A 3,696-nucleotide genomic window follows, 5' to 3' on the forward strand; every position below is an offset into this window, starting at 1 on the left:
GCCCTTGGGTCGACGACGATGAGGGTGTGACGCAGGTGCCGCAGGAACGGCTTCACATGTCCGTCACTGCCTGGCTCGTGCTCGCCTTCGGCCTCGCCGCGCTGGTCTTCGGTGGCGTCGGCGCCGGGCTGCTGCTGTCCCGGCGCGACTTCCGCCGGATCGCCCACCGGGTACCGGGCCAGGTCGTACGGCTGCGTCCCAGCCACTCCAGCGAGGGGACCGTCTACTACCCCACCATCAGGTTCACGACGGCGGACGGCCGGCCGGTCGAGGTCGAGGGCAACGTCGGCTCCAGCCCGCCGATCGCCCCGGTCGGCGCCGAGGTGCCGGTCCTGTACGACCCCGCCAGGCCGGACCGCATGCGCGTGGACACCATGCTCGGCGGCAACCTCATAGGAATGGTCTTCGCGGGCACCGGCGCGGTATTCCTGGTGGTATGCATCGCCGTGGTCGCCTTCGGCGGCTGACCGTCGGCCGGGCGGAGGGCGCGAGCGGTCAGGGGAGGGTCTCGCGGATGGCACGGGCGATGGCGGGGTGGGCGAGGTACTCCTCGATCAGGTGGGCGCGTTCCAGCCGGTTGTCCACGGCCGTCTCCTCCAGAGGACCGTCCCAGTCGTCGCGCAGCGGGCACCCGATGGCGACGGGATCGGCCGGGCTCCACACGTTGAGCCAGCGGGTCACCTGGGCGGGGCGGTGGGGTCCGCCGGAGAGCAGGCGGGTGTACACGGTGTCGAGGCCCAGCGGGCTGCCCGCGGTGACCAGCAGGGGGACCTCCAGGGTGGGGGGAAGCCGGGTGAGCAGGTCCATGGCCACCACCGTGCCGAGGCTGTGGGTGACCAGCACGACCGGGCCCGAGGCGGGGAGCGTCTCGCACACCGCGTCCAGCACCGTGCGCCTGATGTCCGGGTCGTCGAGGTAGGCCGCCACGTCGCGGAAGATCTTGGCGATGAGGAACCGGTCCAGGTTGGTGGTGGCCGCGAGCCAGCTCAGCATCCGCTGCAGGGGAGTGGTGAGCCCTTCGCTCACGCTGTCGGCGGGCATGCGCGCCTTGGCGGCCGCTTCGGCGATCATCTGCTCGTACAGCAGCCGGGTCGTGGGGGAGGAGGGGGCCAGGGCCGCGGCGACGTTGTCGCTCACCGCCCCCGCGAGCACGGGCGCCGCCTCAAGGCCCGTCACCGCGTCGAGGAAGCGGTCACCGTAGAACGGCAGCCACACGTCCCCCGGGTCCACCAGGGGAGAGCCCGCCAGGGTGAGGCCCTTGTTGAGCCCGGCGGTCCACTCCCGGCGGATGGCCTCGGGGTCCCTGCCCTCCTGGCTGCGCCCGTGGACGAAGACAAGGCGGCCCGTGCCGCCGAAGGCGGAGGGGCGGCCCGCCAACCCGGTGACCTTCGAGGTCCCGGCGGGGGCGCCGAGCGCCTCGGCCCAGGCGGGGGACACGGTGAGCCCGGCCGCGGGGCCCATCTCGGCCAGCAGGGCCTGGACCGGAGCGGAAGGCCGCAACCGGGCGAGGCGGGCCAGGATCACGCTGACCCGCACGCCCTCGTTGGCCACCCAGTCCACGGCGTCGTCGCCGTCCCCCGGCGACCAGGGGTGCCCGTCCTTGCGGACCCAGCGGCCCTGCTCGTCGACGCGGGGGATGCCGGAGTGGTGGAGGGCGACGACCTCCCACTGGTCGTTGAAGACGGGGGAGCCGGAGTTACCGGGCTCGGTGTCGTTGGTGTAGTGCAGGAAGTCGTCCAGTTGCATCGACAGCTCGTTGTGCCGGATGGAGATCTCCTTGAGCCGCCCGCTCGGATGCCCGACGATGTTGACGGGCTCGCCGATGACGACCTTCCCCTGCTGGGCGACGAGGCGGTTCCAGCCGAACACCTCGCCCGCGCGCCTGCCGTCGGGGCCAGGTCTCACCGCGACCAGGGTGAAGTCCAGATGCAGGTCGGTGATGAAGCACGCCTCCGGTTCGAGCCGGAACCGCGCCGGGACGGCCGGCTCGTTGTCGAGGTTCACCTCCGCCCCGAACTCCACGACGAGGTCACGCGCGCTCTCCTGGTTCGCCAGCACGTGGTTGTTGGTCATCAGCAGCGCCGGGCCGACCAGGAACCCCGTTCCCCGGGGGAGGAGCCGCCCGCCGTCGTTCAGCGAGATCCTGGCCACCGTCGCGGCGGCCCGCGTCCCCCGGGCCAGGAAGTTGACCGCCTGGAGCTCGCTTGACTCGCCGATGATCTGTTCGAGCAGGCGTGGACCCGAGGGGCCGCCCTCGGCGACCACGCGGGCCACCGCGGCGACGGGCAGGTCGCCCCGGCGCAGGAGACGCTGCGCGCGGGCGGCGAGCTGGTGCTCCCCGTCGAGGACCGCGAGGCCCTCCGCCCGGCGCCGGCTCAGGTTGGCCTCGCGCGGGCCCGTGGTCTCCGCGTACCGCCGCGTGGCGGCGTCGGTCTGCCGGGCCTTGGCCGTGCCGGGATGGTGGATCGTGCTCATGGGCCGCCGCCGGTGGTGAACGCGTGAAGGTGGACGCTCTCCAGCCTCCGCCACCCGGGCGGCGCGCGCATGAGTACTCCCCTACTCAAGCTACGGGGAGGGATCTTTCGGCGTGTTCTCACGCGAGTAGTAGCGTCTGCTCATGCGACTTGGCGTCCTGGACATCGGTTCCAACACGGTGCACCTCCTGGTGGTGGACGCCCACAGGGGCGCGCAGCCGCTGCCGGCGTACTCGCACAAGGCCGAGATGCGGCTGGCCGAGCACCTCCACGACGGGGACAAGCTGTCCCCCGGGGGCGAGCGCGAGCTGCTGCGGTTCGTTGAGGACTCCCTGCGCATCGCCGAGGACAAGGGCGTGGAGGACATCATGGCCTTCGCCACCTCGGCCGTACGGGAGGCGGTCAACGGGGAGGACGTCCTCGGCCGCCTGCGGTCCGCGACCGGCGTGGACGTCCAGGTCCTTTCCGGGCAGGACGAGGCGCGGCTGACGTTCCTCGCCGTTCGGCGCTGGTTCGGCTGGTCGTCCGGGAGGCTGCTGGTGCTGGACATCGGCGGCGGCTCCCTGGAGATCGCCTCGGGGGTGGAGGAGGCGCCGGACGTCGCGGTCTCGCTCCCCGTCGGAGCGGGGCGCATGACGCGCAGGTGGTTCAGCGCCGACCCGCCTCCCGCCGAGGAGGTGCGGAACATGCGCAGGCAGGTGCGCGCTGAGATCGGCAGGATCGTCGGCGACGTGGTGAAGTACGGCCGCGCGGACCACGCGGTGGCGACGTCCAAGACGTTCAAGCAGCTCGCCCGCATCGCCGGGGCCGCTCCGTCGGGCGAGGGGTCCTACGTCAAGCGGGTGCTGAACCGCGAGGACCTGTCGCGCTGGACCGAGCGGCTCACCACGATGAGCAACTCCCGGCGCGCCGACCTGCCCGGGGTCTCGGTGGGGCGCGCGCCGCAGCTTCTGGCGGGCGCGGTCGTGGCCGAGGCCACGATGGACCTGTTCGACACCCCCGAGCTGGAGATCTGTCCCTGGGCGCTGCGCGAGGGCGTGATCCTTCGCCGCCTGGACGGCATGCCCGGTTCGTGACCCATGACGTGACGGTCGTCACACGGGTCCCGCCGATGTGCCGTGGCGCCCTCCGTTTGCAGGAGAATCAGTCTTTCCACCTGCGTATGGAGAAGTGTGAGCGCGCTCATCCAGGGCACGTGTCCACCGCGACAACACAAGAGGAG

At 72.2% G+C, this 3,696-nt stretch carries 3 protein-coding genes; 2 read left to right on the forward strand and 1 reads right to left on the reverse strand.

Annotated features, from left to right (window positions below; genetic code table 11):
• A partial coding sequence (locus tag AB0B89_RS35305) for a DUF3592 domain-containing protein (RefSeq protein WP_358561803.1) occupies nucleotides 1-467 on the forward strand: 467 nt, incomplete at its 5' end.
• A 28-nt stretch (nucleotides 468-495) separates the two neighbouring features.
• Here AB0B89_RS35305 and AB0B89_RS35310 read toward each other — a convergent pair.
• Nucleotides 496-2,475 carry a serine protease gene (locus tag AB0B89_RS35310; RefSeq protein ID WP_358561806.1) on the reverse strand — a complete coding sequence of 660 codons (1,980 nt, stop codon included), beginning with the start codon at nucleotides 2,473-2,475 and terminating at the stop codon, nucleotides 496-498.
• A 142-nt stretch (nucleotides 2,476-2,617) separates the two neighbouring features.
• On the opposite strand from AB0B89_RS35310, the gene AB0B89_RS35315 reads away from it, so the two are divergent.
• Nucleotides 2,618-3,550 (forward strand): Ppx/GppA phosphatase family protein, encoded by a 933-nt coding sequence (locus AB0B89_RS35315; RefSeq protein WP_358561809.1) that lies wholly within the window; start codon nucleotides 2,618-2,620, stop codon nucleotides 3,548-3,550.
• Nucleotides 3,551-3,696 lie beyond the last annotated feature (146 nt).

The sequence above is a fragment of the Sphaerisporangium sp. NPDC049002 genome (genome assembly GCF_040649355.1).
Classification (GTDB): domain Bacteria; phylum Actinomycetota; class Actinomycetes; order Streptosporangiales; family Streptosporangiaceae; genus Sphaerisporangium.

What these genes read in the sequence shown, in the direction of transcription:
- AB0B89_RS35310 (WP_358561806.1), bottom strand. Translation starts at nt 2,475, where the DNA reads ATGAGCACGATCCACCATCCCGGCACGGCCAAGGCCCGGCAGACCGAC.
- AB0B89_RS35315 (WP_358561809.1), top strand. Translation starts at nt 2,618, where the DNA reads ATGCGACTTGGCGTCCTGGACATCGGTTCCAACACGGTGCACCTCCTG.